Genomic DNA, 13,938 nt, shown 5'->3' on the forward strand with positions numbered 1-13,938 from the left:
CTGTAAGCGGATACAAAAAGAATGTGGGAGGGGTTAATTTGAAGAACAGACGTCTGAAAAAGAGTTGGGTGACGCTCTTGGTGTTGGCGATGATGATCACGGTGATATTGGCGGGTTGTGCGAAGAACGATTCTGCCGCCAATCGGAACACAAGTGAGCCGTCGTCGAACTCAGGTGGCACTTCCGCCAACGCCGAAGGGGAAGCTCCGACGCTCGGCGGGATCCCCACAAGCATCGAAGGTGAAATCGTCGTATGGGACTGGGATGAAGCCTTCCTGACCACGATGGTGCCGGAATTTAACAAAGTCTTCCCGAATGTCAAAGTGAAATACACCGTCGTTAACAATAACGACTACATGCAGAAGCTGCAAAGCGGGATTGCATCCGGCTCCGAGGTGCCTGATGTCATATTGGGCGAAATGAACTTCCGCGGGCAGTTGTTTGATCTTGATGTGCTTGACAATCTAGAGCAAGCTCCTTATCACTTCTCCAAGGACCAACTGCTCGATTATTTGCCGCCGCTTCTTTCGAACACCAAAGGCGAGCTGGTGGGCGTCGATCAATCGATTACACCGGCTGGACTCGGATACCGGAGAGACCTGGCCAAGGAATACCTGGGCACCGACGATCCAAACGAATTGTCTACGCTGTTGCCGGATTGGAATGCCTTCATCCAAAAAGGAATTGAGGTCAAAGAAAAGAGCGGTGGTGCAGTGACGATGATCGCCAGTTTCGACGACGCTTACCGCGTGTTGAAAGGGCAGACCGAACAGCCATACATCAATGGATCCACGATTGAGTTAACGGAGCGAATGAAGGTACCGTTCGAGAAGCTGTTCGCCATGCGAGATGCCGGGATTCTTGGCAAATACGAGGGGTATACCCCGGGATGGAACGCGTCGTTTGCAAAAGGCGATAATATCTTCTACCCGATGGCGCCGCGGAGTCCCAAATGGAATGTGCAGGCTAATGATCCTGACGGCATCGGGCGATGGGGCTTGATGGCCGCGCCGGAAGGCGGCTTTACGTACGGAGGAACCTCTGTCAGCGTCTATAAGAACAGCAAGAACAAGGAAGTGGCTTGGGCTTACATTTACTTCTGTTATTTGTCCTCTGAAGGAATGGAGACGAACTACAAGAAGCTGGGAAATATGCCGGGGATCAAGAGCTTCTTCGAAGAGCATCGCGATTGGCTTGAAGCCGGAACGGAGCTCGATCAGTTCTTTAATCAAAACCTGAGCTTGACGTTCTACGACGATATCGTGCCAGAAGTGACGGGGTCGACCCAAACGAAATATGATTCGATTGTGCAGACGGCATTTAACTCGTTATTCCCGCTTTGGATGAAGGATACGAGCATCGGTGTAGACGGCGCTCTGGAGCAATTCAAGGAAGCCGTCAAAAATCAGGCCCCTGAGGCAACGATTAAATAATCGGGAGAATCGCCGGGGTGAGAGAACATCCTGTTTCTCACCCCAATTGATTCCTGAAAGGGGGACCTACTAGGATGAATGCTCAAACGGTCGTTAACAGCAAGCCGAGGAAGCGGCTTGGTCTTCGGCTGTGGCCCTACTTGTTTTCGCTTCCGTTCGTGCTTTTGTACTTGGCGTTTCAGTTTTATCCGGTCATCTATTCGTTTTTCCTCAGTTTTCACGAGTGGAATGGTGTCAGCGAGAAACGGTTTGTTGGGTTCGCCAACTATGTGACGCTGTTTACAAAAGATCCGTTGTTTTACAAATCGATTTTCAACACGGTTGTCATTATGCTGATGTCGTTACCGACCTTGGTCTTAACCGGCATGCTGTTGGCTTATCTCATTTTTAACATGGTTAAAGGGCGAATGCTGTTTCAAACGGCGAACTTTCTGCCTTATATTACGACGCCTGTTGCTATTGGCTTTATTTTCTCCTTTATGTTCGACTGGCAGACCGGGATCATCAACGCCTTATTCGTAAAGATGGGCTTGCTTCAGGAAGGAATTTACTGGTTACAGGACCCCTGGCTGTCCCGAATCATCATTGCGATTATGATCGTGTGGCGAAATTTAGGTTACTTTATCGCGATCTATTTGGCGGGGATGACGGCCATTTCCCAAGATGTCTACGAGGCAGCGAAGGTGGATGGAGCTACAGCATTTCATACCTTCACCCGCATCACGCTGCCGCTGCTCCGAAATATCTCTGTGTTCCTCATTGTCACTTCGATTATCGGAAGCCTGCAGTTGTTTGACGAGCCGAAGCTGCTGTACGGCGGCTGGACGGCGAGCCAGGTCGGCGGACCAGACAACGCGGCGCTGACGATCATTTGGAAGTTCGTCAACGATTCGTTTATGAATGTTCGTTTTGGATATGGTGCGACGATCGCTTATGCGTTGTTCATGCTGATCGTTGTGTTCTCCATCGCCAGCTACAAGCTCTCCATGGGGAAGGGGGACCAGGAATGAAGGTCGTAAAATGGGTGTTTCTCAGCATAGTTACCCTCGTATCGCTGTTCCCTTTTTATGTGATGTTGATGATGTCGACGTATTATTCTGAAGATATTTTCAAAGGCTTGCCGTTGATTCCTTCCGACTATTTGTTGGAGAACTTGAAAACTGTGTTTAAGACCAACTTCGTGCAGGTTTACTTGAACAGTATGATCGTTTCGGTGTCCGCAGTGGTTATCGGTGTCTTCACGGCTACGATGATCGGTTATGCGGTCGCTAAATACCAATTTAAGCTGAGGAATTTTCTTCGTTATTTCATTATCATTACGATGATGGTTCCCAGCCAGGTTGGGTTGATCGGTTACGTTATCGAGATGCGTACGCTGGGGTTTGGCAACACGCTTCTCTCCGTCATTCTGGTTTGGAGCGCATGGTCGTTTGGCGCCTTTTTCATGGTGCAGTTTATCAAGGATACGGTACCCAATGAAGTCATCGAGTGCGCGAGAATTGACGGGGCCTCGGAGCCGCGGATTTTCTTTAACATCGTTATTCCGTTAATTAAGCCGGGACTGGCTACGTTGTCGACGCTGGTGTTTCTTTGGTCATGGAACAACTACTTACTGCCGTTGGTGACGATCAATAACAGCGAGAATTATACGATCCCGCTGTTCGTTTCAACGTTAGGATTTGTCCACCGGACCGATTATGGCGCTCGGATGGCGGCGCTGGGGTTGTCGACGTTGCCTGTTCTCATCATCTTCCTGTTTGGCAGCCGCTCATTCATTAAAGGGATTACTTCAGGGGCCGTGAAAGGATAAGAGCTAAGCGGAACCGCCGAAATCAAGCTTCTAAATTTAAGAGGTTTTAAGAGGTGAATCGCATGAACAAGATCAGCGCGCATCTTCCCCGCAAACTAACGATTACGATGTGGGATTTCTCTTGGTATACGATGACGATGCCGGGGGAACCGTTTCACGATCTGGAGCAATGCTTCAAGGAGGCGGTGGAAAGGGGCTACAATACGATTCGAATCTGTGCGATGCCATTCCTGCTATTTACGGCAGACGGCCCGCGTCCTGACCGATTAGCCTTCTCCAATCTTGGTCAAGTGGGAGTGAGGACACGCTGGTATAACTGCACAGGCGGCGCGGAAATCGACGGTCATCAGCATTTATTAAATCTGTTTCGTCTGGCGAAGCAATACGACATGTTCATCATCCTCTCTTCCTGGGAGTATCAACAGAGCCCCAGCTTCTTGAGGACACCGGAGCTATTTGAAGCGCTGCAGGCGATTCCGCCGCAGGAGCGATTCATGGCTTTGGCTCGGTCGATGGATCAGTTAATTCGTTTCGTCAAATCAGCCGGACTTGGAGACCGTATCGCTTACGTGGAACTGCACAACGAAATCGAGTTTGGACGGTTGAGTCAGATGGCGCTGGAGGCGGGCATCTCGTCCCGGCAGCAAGGCAAGCTGATCCGCTATACGAAGTCCTATGTGGAGGAGGCACTTGCCTATTTACAGGAACAGCATGCCGATCTTCGGATCACCGGCTGCTACACGCTGAACGAGCCCTATTCCAAAGACTGTGTTCCGGATAACGAGCAGGTTGCCCATTTTCACATGTATATTAACGGTGTACTGCAGCAGTTGATGGAGGAGACGGGGATCCGTAACCCGGATCTCGAATTTCCCAATGCTTTGGTGCAATCTTTACTAAGAGATGACGCTCCGCCGTTCGAGGACTATAGGCTGCCCGATGGTGAGGAATGGCGAATGCATGAAAATCCGGTTGGCCTTAAGCTGATGTACGTCCATGATTGGTGTGACCCGGTGAAATGGGATTTGTACTTGTATGAGCATTACGGCATACACCAAAAGGCCATGCTGCAGAAGGTGGACGAACGGTTTGAAGAAACTGCGGATTGGGCAGAGAAGCACGGCATTCCGGTTGTTATTGGCGAAGGATATGTCGGCTATACGCCGCTGTTCGCCCAATTTGAAGAAGGGCCGGTTGGCAAAGCTATTGCAGAATATGCCATACGAAGAGGGATGGAACACGGCTTTTGGGGCATGGTGCTTTGCTCCAATTGTGCTCCTCATCATCCTTTTTGGTCTGACATCGCTTGGCAGCAGAAGTGGAACCGGTTTATTTTAAACAGTTGACATGGATGGTATCGCCCTTTTGCCTTCTTAAAGGTAAAGGGGCTTTTACGTTTGTGGAGTTGGATCCCGTCGAATTGACGATGCACTGAATTTGCGGCATTATTAGAAGAGACGCATGGAACGAAGGTGCAGACGGGAGGAATGTCACATGCTGTCGACCGAGGAAATTATTAAAGTGATGTCCAGCCGGGGACTGCGGATTACCGACCAACGCAAAAGCTTGGCCAAACTGTTCGCTGAGCGGGATGGTTATTTGACCCCTAAGGACGTCTATGAATATATGGGTAAAGAATACAGCGGCCTGAGCTTTGATACCGTGTACCGGAACCTCCGGGTAATGGAGGAGCTGGGGGTGTTGGAGCAGGTTGTCTTTGAGGACGGCTTGAAGTTCCGAGCCAGCTGCAGCAGTGAAGGGCATCATCACCATCATATGATCTGCTTGCAATGCGAGAAGACGTATCCGATTCATTTCTGCCCGATGCCGCTGACCGATGCGCCGGAGCAGTTCCAGGTTGTGAAGCATAAATTTGAGGTGTTTGGGTATTGCAAAAATTGCCGGCCGGATGGCAAGCCGCAGGATGCCGCGCCGGAACAACACGAGGTGCACTAAAGATGGGCCTTGTGCGTAAAACGTTTCAGGCACCAATCCACGTGTATCGCAAGTTTATTTCACCGCTAAAGCCGCCGACCTGCCGATTTTATCCGACCTGCTCGGCCTATGCCTTGGAGGCGATTGAGGTGCACGGACCGTTGAAAGGGTCCTGGCTGGCGGCCAAGCGGATCGTGAAATGCCAGCCGTTTCATCCAGGCGGGTATGATCCGGTTCCCCCCAAGGTTGAGAAGAAGCGTGGGGGAGAGCAAGGCACGCCGCCGCTGAGCGACGGACAGGCCTAATTGCATTGGTGTGCAGTGACCAACCCAGCGTGGCTTGACACGGTTTGGAAATTTTTTTAATATATTGTTTGAAATGAACAACCTCAACCTCAATAACTTTCCTGTGAACGGATGAGTACAAGGATTGAATCCAGTAACAGAGAGCCGGGGGAGCTGCAAACCGGTCTGGAGCGTCTTTGGAATATGGTCCGGGAGGAACCGTCTTTGAGCCGAGCAGCGTGCGCTTTATGCGCAACGCTTCGGTAAGGAGATGGCGTAAGTCCGGCGTTAACGGACGGTCGAATTTCGACCAATGGAGCCCGTAGCCTGTGAAGGAACGGGGAAATTGGGTGGTAACGCGTGAGAACTCTCTCGCCCCATATGGGGCGGGAGTTTTTTTGTTTGTCATGAATAAAAGGAGATGAATCGCGATGTCCAACAAACCAACATTCTACATTACGACGCCGATCTATTATCCAAGCGATAAGCTGCATATCGGCCATGCCTATACGACGGTGGCGGGGGACGTCATGGCGCGGTACAAGCGGCTGCGCGGCTTTGATGTCCGCTATTTAACGGGGACGGACGAGCACGGACAGAAGATCGAGCAGAAAGCGAAGGAAAAAGGCCAAACCCCGCAGCAGTTCGTGGATGGAATCGTGGCAGGGATTAAGCAACTGTGGGAGAAGCTGGACATTTCCTATGACGACTTTATCCGCACGACGGAGCCTCGGCATAAGAAGGTCGTAGAAGAGATTTTTGACCGTTTGCTGAAGCAAGGGGATATTTACAAAGGCGAATATGAAGGCTGGTACAGCATTCCGGACGAAACGTATTATACGGAATCGCAACTGGTGGACGTGATTCGCAACGAAAAAGGCGAAGTGATCGGCGGGAAAAGCCCCGAGAGCGGCCATGCGGTTGAGCTGGTGAAGGAAGAGTGTTATTTCTTCCGGATGAGCAAGTATGTAGATCGTTTGCTGCAGTTCTATGAAGAGAACCCGGACTTCATTCAGCCGGAATCTCGTAAGAACGAGATGATCAACAACTTCATCAAGCCGGGGCTGGAGGATTTGGCCGTCTCCCGTACGACATTCGACTGGGGCGTGAAGGTCAAAGGCGATCCGAAGCATGTCGTATACGTGTGGATTGATGCGTTGTCCAACTACATTACGGCGCTTGGTTACGGTACGGACAATCAAGAGTTGTTTGAACGGTATTGGCCGGCAGACGTCCATCTCGTAGGGAAGGAAATCGTGCGCTTCCATACGATTTACTGGCCGATTATGCTGATGGCGCTCGGGCTGCCGCTGCCGAAGAAGGTGTTTGGCCATGGTTGGCTCTTGATGAAGGGCGGGAAAATGTCCAAATCGAAGGGCAACGTCGTGGATCCGAACGTGCTGATCGACCGTTATGGGCTGGATGCTACCCGGTATTATTTGCTGCGGGAAGTACCGTTTGGTTCGGACGGTTCGTTCACGCCGGAAAGCTTCGTTCAGCGGGTGAACTCCGATCTGGCTAATGACCTTGGTAACCTGCTGAACCGTACCGTGGCGATGGTAGAGAAGTATTTTGGCGGCGAAGTACCGGCTTATGAGCCAAACGCTACGGCGTTTGATGCAGAGTTGGAGCAAGTGGCGCTGGAGACAGTCCGCAAGGTAGAGGAGGCTATGGAGAACATGGAGTTCTCCGTTGCGCTCACCCATATCGGAGCGTTTATCAGCCGCACGAATAAATATATCGATGAGACGCAGCCATGGGTGCTGGCCAAAGATGAAGCGAAGAAAGGCGAGCTCGCTTCGGTCATGGCGCATCTGGCCGAGTCGCTGCGCATCGCCTCGATCCTGCTGCAGCCGTTCTTAACGCAGGCCCCTGCGAAGATTTGGGCGCAGCTCGGGATTGCTCCCGGGGAGCTCACGACCTGGGAGAGCGCCAAGACGTTTGGCCTGATCCCGGTCGGAACGAAGCTCGTCAAAGGCGAGCCGATCTTCCCGCGGCTCGACGTCGAGCAGGAAATCGAGTTCATTTCGAACTCGATGGTGGGCAGTGCGCCGGCGGCGGAGGCTGCCGCGCCGGCGTCGGCACCAGCACCGGCTGTGGAGAAGCCGGAGCCGAAGGACGAAATCGGCATTGACGATTTCGCGAAGGTTGAGCTGCGGGTTGCGCAGGTGCTTGCCTGCGAGCCGGTGCCGAAGGCCGACAAGCTGCTGAAGCTGCAGCTGGATCTGGGCTATGAGCAACGCCAGGTTGTGTCCGGTATCGCCAAGTTCTATAAGCCAGAGGAGCTGGTTGGACGCAAAGTGATTTGCGTGACGAACCTGAAGCCGGTGAAGCTGCGCGGCGAGCTGTCGCAGGGCATGATCCTTGCCGCTTCGCAAGGTGATCAGCTGACGCTGGCCACGGTGCCGGATACGATGCCAAACGGTGCGATTGTAAAATAATCAGATGGATAAGCGATGACCTGCGGTATGTTCACCGCACGTCATCCAGGCCGCCAGAGGAACCTTCCTCTGGCGGTTTTGTTTGTTGTCCATGATTTATAGGAAGAATAATAGAGGTTGACATTCCAAGAGGAGGGTCCTATAATCCTTGTTGGTAATCATTACGATTAAGAGAGGGAGTTATGATGTTTATACATAGTTTCAAGCGAGGCTTCGTCGCAGCGGCAATGTTGCTTACGCTCCTGCTAGTTCTAGCAGGCTGCGGGAAGAGCGGAAGCAGCGGAACGATCGTTGAAGGCAAGGTGAACGTAATCACCAGCTTTTATCCGATCTATGAATTTGCCAAGGCGATTGGCGGCGAAGAAGCGAATGTCATCAACTTGCTGCCGACCGGCGTTGAGCCGCATGATTGGACGCCGCGCAGTCAGGATATTTTAAATGCATCGAAAGCTCAGCTGTTTTTGTATAACGGCGCAGGGTTGGAGGGCTGGGTCCCGAACTTTTTGAAAGGCTTAGGTGCAGATGCCAAAGTGAAAACGGTGGAGATCAGCCATGGCATTGATTTGATCGAAGCCGAGGGCGATGATGGTCACGGGCATGGCGAAGAAGCCGAACATGGGGAAGCACACTCGGACCATGATGAGGAAACGGAGCCTCACCATGTAGATCCGCACACCTGGGTCAGTCCGAAATCGGCGATGATCATGGCTGAGAATATTAAGAACAGCTATATTGAGGTCGATCCGGAGCACCAAGCGGCTTATGAGTCGCGGTATCAGGAGCTGCTGAGTCAGCTGCAGGCGCTAGATGCTAAGTTTATGGAGCAGCTATCCTCATTGCCGAAGAAGGAAATCGTTGTTTCTCACCAAGCTTTTGGTTACTTGTGCCGGGACTATGGATTAACCCAACATGCGATTATGGGGCTGTCGCCGGAGGCTGAGCCGCGGGCTCAAGATTTAGTGGCCTTGTCAAAGCTGGTGAAGGAGAAGGGCATTCGTTATATCTTTTTTGAAGAGCTTGTCTCGGATAAACTGGCCAAGACGCTCGCTTCTGAAGCCGGTGTGGATACGCTGGTGCTTAATCCGGTTGAAGGCTTGACGAAAGCCCAAGCTCAGGCGGGTGAAAATTACTTTACGTTGATGGAGAAAAATTTGCAAAATCTGATTCAAGCTCTACAATAAGAAGAAACTATATGTACCGGAAGGACGCTAAATAAATGAAATCCGACGCAACTACGGCACAGGATGCCGTTTGTCATGATAGTGTAATCGAGCTTGACCACGTTTCCTTCGCGTACCAGGAACAACAGGTGATCTCCGACTTCAGCTTTGCGGTTCGCGAGCGGGATTTTGTTGGCGTGATCGGTTCCAACGGGGCGGGGAAGACCACACTGCTGAGGATGATGGTGGGTCTGCTGCAGCCCACCGAAGGGGAAATTCGCTTGTTCGGCGAGCCGATCCGGCGCTTCCGCGATTGGGGGCGGATCGGCTACGTGCCTCAGAAGAACGCCTTCAATCCTCTGTTTCCTGCGACGGTACGCGAAGTGGTGTTGTCCGGCCTCTACAATAACAAGAAGTTGTTCCGCCGTATTGGTCGTGAGGATCAGCGGATGTGTGATGATGCGCTGGAAGTGATGCGGATCGGGGATATCCAGCATAAGCGCATCGGTCAGCTGTCCGGCGGCCAACAGCAACGGGTATTTTTGGCGCGGGCGCTTGTGAACCAGCCCGATTTGCTCGTTTTGGACGAACCTACTGTCGGCATTGACGCCCAGACGCAAGCCGACTTTTTTGAATTGATTTTTCATATGCACGCCCATCATCACATGACGTTTCTGATGGTCTCCCATGATATCGGCATGATTGAAGGGAAGCTGGGGAAGAACCCCCGCGAGCAATGCGGGGCAATTAAATTTTACGTGCGCCACTCGCACGAGCAGGACTGCGCGATCCCGGATCTGCAGCATTCGTTGGTTTAGGAGTTGTTTATTTTGGAGATATTGTCCGCTGATTTTTTTCAAAGAGCGTTGGCCGGCGGCCTGCTGATCGGATTGACTGCACCCTTGATCGGAATCTTTTTGGTGCTGCGTCGTCTTTCGATGATTGGTGATACGCTGGCTCATGTGACCATCGCCGGGGTGGCGTTAGGGTTCTTGCTTGGGGTCTATCCCGTTGGGGTTGGCCTTGCTTTTGCGGTCGTCGCCTCGTTTGCAATTGAAAAGCTGCGTAAAGCGTACCGAGGTTATGCCGAACTGTCGATTGCTATTATCATGTCAGGCGGGGTTGCACTAGCCTCTCTGTTCTTTACGCTGGGGATGGGTTACAATACGGATGTGGTCAGCTATCTGTTTGGCAGCATTTACACGCTGGATACAACAGATTTGTTTGTAACTTTTGGCGTCACCCTGGTGGTGGTGATCGTTGTCGTTGCCTTTTTCAAGGAATTTTTCCTGCTAACTTTTGAAGAAGATGCCGCTTCAGTAAGCGGGATTCCGGTGAAGCTGTTGAATCTGCTGCTGACGGTGATGACGGCACTTGTCATCAGCACCGCCATCAAAATCGTTGGCGCCTTGCTCGTTTCGGCGCTGCTGACGATTCCTGCAGCCTGCAGCCTGCTCATCGCCCGCAGCTTTAAAATGTCCGTGATATTCTCCGTCGTCATTGCGGAAATCGCGGTGATCGCCGGGTTGATTGTGGCGGGGGTCTGGAATTTGGCTCCGGGTGCGACGATTGTATTGCTGCTGATCTGCATGCTGATACTTACTTTGCTGGGCAAACGGGGATTTTCTGCCTAGCCCGCAAGGGTACATAGGGGGTACTTATGGCTGACATCCATCTCGGGATTGCCTTCGGCGCGGGGGTTGCTTCCTTTATTTCGCCTTGCTGCCTGCCTTTATATCCGTCTTACCTGTCCTATATTACCGGGATGTCCGTGCAGCAATTGAAGACGGAGCAAAGCAAACGAGACGTTCGCTTCCGGACGATGACGCATACGCTGGCGTTTATCCTCGGCTTCTCTGTTGTGTTCTATACATTGGGCTTTGGCGCTGGACTGTTTGGCGAATTTTTTAATCAATATCGCGGGCTCATTCGGCAATTATCCGCCATTTTGATCATTTGCATGGGTTTGTTTCTGATGGGGATCTTCCAGCCGCAGTTTTTACTCAGGGAACGGAAGATGGATTTGAAATTCAAACCGGCCGGATACATCGGTTCGTTTATTTTTGGCATCGGCTTCTCCGCGGGCTGGTCGCCATGCGTTGGCCCGATTCTGGCGGCGATTATCGCCTTAGCCGTTACGGAGCCGGGAACCTGGATTGGACTGATCACCGCCTATACTCTTGGGTTTGCCTTGCCTTTTTTTATCCTGGCGTTCTTTATCGGATCAACCAAATGGATTCTCCGTTATTCTGCCATGATGATGAAGATCGGCGGCGCGCTGATGCTGCTGATGGGCGTATTGCTGTTCACGAACCGTATGGCGCAAATCACGATTTGGCTGCAGCAAATTACGCCTGAATGGTTGAAGTTCTAGGGGAAGACGAAGGAAAGTGTGCCGATGCGCACTTGCCAACGGACAATCATAACATGTATCATTAACAGAGTAATGTTTAACATGCGTACAGGTTTGTCCGCGTCAACTCATGGAAAAGAGGGAATCGATAGATGCCAACGCCCAGTATGGAAGATTATTTGGAGCGTATTTACAAACTGATCGACGAGAAAGGATACGCCCGCGTGTCCGATATCGCGGAAGGTTTGGAGGTTCATCCTTCCTCCGTTACGAAGATGATTCAGAAATTGGACAAGGATGAATACTTGATCTACGAGAAATATCGGGGCCTTGTCCTGACCAATAAAGGGAAGAAAATCGGGAAACGGCTTGTAGACCGGCATCACTTGCTGGAGGAGTTTCTTGGGATGATCGGCGTTGATCACGAGAACATCTATAAAGACGTCGAAGGGATCGAGCATCATTTGAGCTGGGATTCCATTACGCGTATTGCGACGCTTGTGGAATATTTCAAACGGGACAGCAATCGAATTCGCGACCTGGAGAAGGTCCATCAGGAACTGATCAACGAATCCTAGAAGAAGCATCTGTCTTTTCAGAGAAGGCAGATGCTTCTTTCTTTTTGCCCGACGAGCGCAACTCTTGACCTCCGCATGACGTTTAAGAAAGTAGCACGGTTCGTCCGTACATAACGATGATGTGGAGGATACTGATGAAATTTTGCAAATGGTTTATTCCTATTCTAGTATTGCTCATCTTATGGCCTTATTCCGGGAATACACCGGCGGCCGCAGCGGCAACCGACATTCGGATTGTTTTAGATGGTGAGTTGTTATCCACCGATGCTTCGCCTTACATTAAGCCTGGGGCGAATGTCACCATGGTTCCGCTTCGGGTGATCAGTGAGAACCTGGGAGCCCATGTAGCCTGGTCCCAAGTTGATAAAACCGCGACAATTCAAAAAGACGGCACTACCCTCGTGCTGACGTTAGGTTCTCCTGCAGTCCAAGTTGACGGGAGCACGATCAACCTGGAAGCTTCTGTGGAAATCAGCTCCGGCCGGACGATGGTGCCGTTGCGTTTTGTCAGCGAACAGCTTGGCATTTCCGTGAATTGGAATCAGCTGACCCGTACGATCACACTGTCGAGCGGCTCCGAAGTAACTCAACCGGAACCAGGCGCAGGTGGGGAGGACCCGCAAACCGATCTGCCTCAGCCGCCGGTTGTGGATATATCGAATGGGCTGCGCGGTGTTTGGGTATCCACGGTTTCTAATCTCGACTGGCCGAGCAAAAGCTCGTACGGCAAGGTAGATGCCCAGAAAGCCGAATACGTCCAGTTGTTAGACGAAGTGCAAGCGATGGGAATGAACGCAGTGTTCGTTCAGGTGCGGCCGTCTGCGGACGCGATTTATCCGTCGTCCCTGGTGCCGTGGTCCTCTTATTTGACGGGAACCGCCGGGAAGGATCCGGGATACGACCCACTCCAGTTCCTGATCGAAGAGACGCACCGTCGCGGCATGGAATTCCACGCTTGGTTTAATCCATTCCGCGCCAGCACAGGCAGTGATGCCAGCAAGCTTCCGGCAAATCATGTCGCCAACCAACATCCAGAATGGATCGTGAAGTTTGACGGCAAGCTGTATATTAATCCGGGAATTCCGGAAGCCCGTGAACATGTGATTAAAGCGATTATGGAAGTTGTGAACGGATACGATATTGACGGGGTTCATTTGGACGATTATTTCTATCCGACCGGGGAGACGGCCTCGAAGAAGTTCGCGGATGATGCTACATTTAAGTCTTACAACTCCAAGAAAATAGCCACGAAAGGCGACTGGCGCCGGGACAATATCAATCAGTTCGTTCAGAATTTAGGCCAACGGATTGAAGCGTCTAAGCCGAAAGTTTCTTTTGGCATCAGCCCTTACGGAGTTTGGCGGAACAAGTCAACCGATTTGACCGGCTCGGATACGAAAGCCAGCGTTACGGCATACGACAGCACTTATGCCGACGTTCGGACCTGGATTAAGAATGAGTGGATCGATTATGTCGCTCCCCAACTGTACTGGAGCATGACGCGCAAGGAGGTTCGTTATGACCTGCTTGCCGATTGGTGGGCCGGGGAGGTAAGAGGGACGAACGTGAAGCTGTACATTGGTCATGCGCCGTATAAGCTGGGAACGCCGGAGATCGGCTGGTCCACCGCGCAGGAAATCATCAATCAGCTCGAATACAACCGGCAGATTCCTGAAATCAGCGGCAGCATCTTCTTTAGCGCCAAGGATCTGCGGAAGAATCCACTGGGATTGATCCCGCTGCTGCAGTCTTATTATGGAGTGCAGCCTTGACAGGAACAGTGAAATGCGTTAAATTCGTTGTCAACATGATTTAAATGATATTAATGTTCCATCAGCTGTGATCAAGGATTGAAATTAACGACTGCGTCCTCAGAGAGGAGACCCGGGAGCTGGAAGGTCTCTGTCGCACGTGAATTTTTCCCGCCTTGTGAGCTGTACGGGG

The 13,938-nt window shown here is 51.6% G+C and carries 14 protein-coding genes; all 14 read left to right on the plus strand.

Features of this window, described 5'->3' with window-relative positions:
• The first annotated feature begins 38 nt into the window (after window positions 1-38).
• The 14 genes from C812_RS05475 to C812_RS05535 all read left to right on the plus strand — a co-directional run bounded on the left by C812_RS05475 (window position 39) and on the right by C812_RS05535 (window position 13,766).
• On the plus strand, window positions 39-1,433 hold the full coding sequence (locus tag C812_RS05475) for an extracellular solute-binding protein (RefSeq protein ID WP_016311677.1): 1,395 nt from the start codon (window positions 39-41) through the stop codon (window positions 1,431-1,433).
• Window positions 1,434-1,507: 74 nt separating this feature from the next.
• Window positions 1,508-2,443 carry a carbohydrate ABC transporter permease gene (locus C812_RS05480; RefSeq protein WP_016311678.1) on the plus strand — a complete coding sequence of 312 codons (936 nt, stop codon included), beginning with the start codon at window positions 1,508-1,510 and terminating at the stop codon, window positions 2,441-2,443.
• Window positions 2,440-3,243 carry a carbohydrate ABC transporter permease gene (locus tag C812_RS05485; RefSeq protein ID WP_016311679.1) on the plus strand — a complete coding sequence of 268 codons (804 nt, stop codon included), beginning with the start codon at window positions 2,440-2,442 and terminating at the stop codon, window positions 3,241-3,243. Before C812_RS05480 ends, C812_RS05485 begins: the two co-directional genes overlap by 4 nt.
• Before the next feature lie 62 nt (window positions 3,244-3,305).
• Window positions 3,306-4,589, plus strand: a complete 1,284-nt coding sequence (locus C812_RS05490) for a cellulase-like family protein (protein ID WP_016311680.1) — start codon at window positions 3,306-3,308, stop codon at window positions 4,587-4,589.
• Window positions 4,590-4,737: 148 nt separating this feature from the next.
• A complete protein-coding gene (locus C812_RS05495; RefSeq protein WP_016311681.1) occupies window positions 4,738-5,199 on the plus strand; it encodes a Fur family transcriptional regulator in 462 nt (153 codons plus the stop codon).
• Between the two features lie 2 nt (window positions 5,200-5,201).
• Window positions 5,202-5,483, plus strand: a complete 282-nt coding sequence (yidD, locus tag C812_RS05500) for a membrane protein insertion efficiency factor YidD (RefSeq protein ID WP_016311682.1) — start codon at window positions 5,202-5,204, stop codon at window positions 5,481-5,483.
• Between the two features lie 111 nt (window positions 5,484-5,594).
• Window positions 5,595-5,729 (plus strand): hypothetical protein, encoded by a 135-nt coding sequence (locus tag C812_RS22935; protein WP_279626208.1) that lies wholly within the window; start codon window positions 5,595-5,597, stop codon window positions 5,727-5,729.
• A 164-nt stretch (window positions 5,730-5,893) separates the two neighbouring features.
• A complete protein-coding gene (gene metG / locus C812_RS05505) occupies window positions 5,894-7,903 on the plus strand; it encodes a methionine--tRNA ligase (protein ID WP_016311683.1) in 2,010 nt (669 codons plus the stop codon).
• 185 nt (window positions 7,904-8,088) lie between these two features.
• A complete protein-coding gene (locus tag C812_RS05510) occupies window positions 8,089-9,084 on the plus strand; it encodes a metal ABC transporter substrate-binding protein (protein WP_016311684.1) in 996 nt (331 codons plus the stop codon).
• Window positions 9,085-9,119: 35 nt separating this feature from the next.
• Window positions 9,120-9,881 (plus strand): metal ABC transporter ATP-binding protein, encoded by a 762-nt coding sequence (locus C812_RS05515; RefSeq protein ID WP_016311685.1) that lies wholly within the window; start codon window positions 9,120-9,122, stop codon window positions 9,879-9,881.
• A gap of 12 nt (window positions 9,882-9,893) precedes the next feature.
• Window positions 9,894-10,697, plus strand: coding sequence for a metal ABC transporter permease (locus C812_RS05520; protein ID WP_016311686.1), 804 nt, complete (start codon window positions 9,894-9,896; stop codon window positions 10,695-10,697).
• A gap of 26 nt (window positions 10,698-10,723) precedes the next feature.
• Window positions 10,724-11,437, plus strand: a complete 714-nt coding sequence (locus C812_RS05525; RefSeq protein ID WP_016311687.1) for a cytochrome c biogenesis CcdA family protein — start codon at window positions 10,724-10,726, stop codon at window positions 11,435-11,437.
• 131 nt (window positions 11,438-11,568) lie between these two features.
• Window positions 11,569-11,994, plus strand: a complete 426-nt coding sequence (gene mntR / locus C812_RS05530; protein ID WP_016311688.1) for a transcriptional regulator MntR — start codon at window positions 11,569-11,571, stop codon at window positions 11,992-11,994.
• 134 nt (window positions 11,995-12,128) lie between these two features.
• Complete coding sequence (locus tag C812_RS05535; protein WP_016311689.1) at window positions 12,129-13,766, plus strand: family 10 glycosylhydrolase; 1,638 nt, start codon at window positions 12,129-12,131, stop codon at window positions 13,764-13,766.
• Window positions 13,767-13,938: the final 172 nt, after the last annotated feature.

The sequence above is a fragment of the Paenibacillus barengoltzii G22 genome, assembly GCF_000403375.2.
Classification (GTDB): domain Bacteria; phylum Bacillota; class Bacilli; order Paenibacillales; family Paenibacillaceae; genus Fontibacillus; species Fontibacillus barengoltzii.

What these genes read in the sequence shown, in the direction of transcription:
- C812_RS05480 (WP_016311678.1), top strand. Translation starts at nt 1,508, where the DNA reads ATGAATGCTCAAACGGTCGTTAACAGCAAGCCGAGGAAGCGGCTTGGT.
- C812_RS05485 (WP_016311679.1), top strand. Translation starts at nt 2,440, where the DNA reads ATGAAGGTCGTAAAATGGGTGTTTCTCAGCATAGTTACCCTCGTATCG.
- C812_RS05490 (WP_016311680.1), top strand. Translation starts at nt 3,306, where the DNA reads ATGAACAAGATCAGCGCGCATCTTCCCCGCAAACTAACGATTACGATG.
- C812_RS05495 (WP_016311681.1), top strand. Translation starts at nt 4,738, where the DNA reads ATGCTGTCGACCGAGGAAATTATTAAAGTGATGTCCAGCCGGGGACTG.
- yidD (WP_016311682.1), top strand. Translation starts at nt 5,202, where the DNA reads ATGGGCCTTGTGCGTAAAACGTTTCAGGCACCAATCCACGTGTATCGC.
- C812_RS22935 (WP_279626208.1), top strand. Translation starts at nt 5,595, where the DNA reads ATGAGTACAAGGATTGAATCCAGTAACAGAGAGCCGGGGGAGCTGCAA.
- metG (WP_016311683.1), top strand. Translation starts at nt 5,894, where the DNA reads ATGTCCAACAAACCAACATTCTACATTACGACGCCGATCTATTATCCA.
- C812_RS05510 (WP_016311684.1), top strand. Translation starts at nt 8,089, where the DNA reads ATGTTTATACATAGTTTCAAGCGAGGCTTCGTCGCAGCGGCAATGTTG.
- C812_RS05515 (WP_016311685.1), top strand. Translation starts at nt 9,120, where the DNA reads ATGAAATCCGACGCAACTACGGCACAGGATGCCGTTTGTCATGATAGT.
- C812_RS05525 (WP_016311687.1), top strand. Translation starts at nt 10,724, where the DNA reads ATGGCTGACATCCATCTCGGGATTGCCTTCGGCGCGGGGGTTGCTTCC.
- mntR (WP_016311688.1), top strand. Translation starts at nt 11,569, where the DNA reads ATGCCAACGCCCAGTATGGAAGATTATTTGGAGCGTATTTACAAACTG.
- C812_RS05535 (WP_016311689.1), top strand. Translation starts at nt 12,129, where the DNA reads ATGAAATTTTGCAAATGGTTTATTCCTATTCTAGTATTGCTCATCTTA.